Source organism: Roseovarius sp. D0-M9, from assembly GCF_037083805.1.
In the GTDB taxonomy this organism is placed as follows: Bacteria; Pseudomonadota; Alphaproteobacteria; order Rhodobacterales; family Rhodobacteraceae; genus Roseovarius.
The window spans coordinates 1-1,206 of the sequence record NZ_JBAPKZ010000119.1; the positions used below are offsets into that span (position 1 = coordinate 1).

Here is a 1,206-nt window from a genome sequence, read left to right on the forward strand (position 1 = left end):
CAGGCTGCTGAAAAAGGCCGGTCTCGACGCGGTTGCGAGAACATGATTCACTTCTGGCACGGTAGCGGCAGTGAGGGTGACGATGCGCGGGACGGACGAAGTGAGCGGATCGCTGTTCAGCTATGTGGACCTTGATGAGCGGGTCCCAGCGGGTCATCCACTTCGCAAGATCCGGCAGATCGTGAACGACGCGCTGGCGAGCCTCGATGCCGAGTTCGGTGCGCTCTACACCGACTTCGGCCGCCCCTCCATTGCGCCGGAGCGCCTGATCCGGGCGAGTCTTCTCCAGATCCTGTTCTCGATCCGCTCGGAACGGCAGTTGATGGAGCAGATGGACTACAACCTGCTGTTCCGATGGTTCGTTGGGCTGGGCATCGACGACCCGGTCTGGGTTCCCACCGTGTTCACGAAGAACCGCGACAGGCTGCTGACGACCGACATGTCGCGCAAGGTCATGGCCGCGATCCTGGCGCACCCTTCGGTCAAGCCGCTGCTCTCGGACGAGCACTTCTCGGTCGACGGCACCCTGGTCAAGGCGTGGGCCTCCATGAAGAGTTTCCAGCCGAAGGACAGCCCGCCACCCGATCACGACGACGATCCCGGCGGCCCGCCGCCACCAACCCAAGAGCCCGCCGCAGACACTGACCAGCAAACCCAGCAGACCGAGACCCAGCCGATGCCCGACACGCCCCGCCAGCCCCGCAACGCCGAAGTGAACTTCCGGGGCGAGAAGCGCTCGAACGCGACCCATGCTTCGATAACAGACCCGGACGCCCGGCTTTACAAGAAGGCGCCGGGTGCCGCGGCGACGCTGTGCTTCATGGGGCATACGCTGATGGAGAACCGCAACGGGCTGGTCGTGCAGGCAGAGCTGACCCACGCCGACGGGCATGGCGAGCGCAAGGCGGCGCTCGAGATGATCAATCGCCACTCACCTGGCTCGACCCGGCGCCTGACACTCGGGGCGGACAAGGGGTATGACGCGGCCTCCTTCGTTGCCCAGTTGAGGCGGATGGTGGTGACACCGCACATTGCGCAGAAGGCCCGGCATTCCGCCATCGACGGGCGAACTACCCATCACCCCAGCTACGCCCTCTCCCAACGGCACCGCAAGAAGATCGAGGAACCCTTCGGCTGGGCCAAGACCATCGGAGGCATGGCCCAGACCGTTCACCGTGGCCTCGACAGGGTCCGCGCACAGTTCAC

1 protein-coding gene is annotated in these 1,206 nt (G+C 65.1%); it reads left to right on the forward strand.

Features of this window, described 5'->3' with window-relative positions; translation table 11 throughout:
* Positions 1-82 precede the first annotated feature (82 nt).
* Positions 83-1,206, forward strand: a 1,124-nt coding sequence (locus V8352_RS21765) for an IS5 family transposase (RefSeq protein ID WP_336426346.1), incomplete at its 3' end; no start/stop codon positions are given.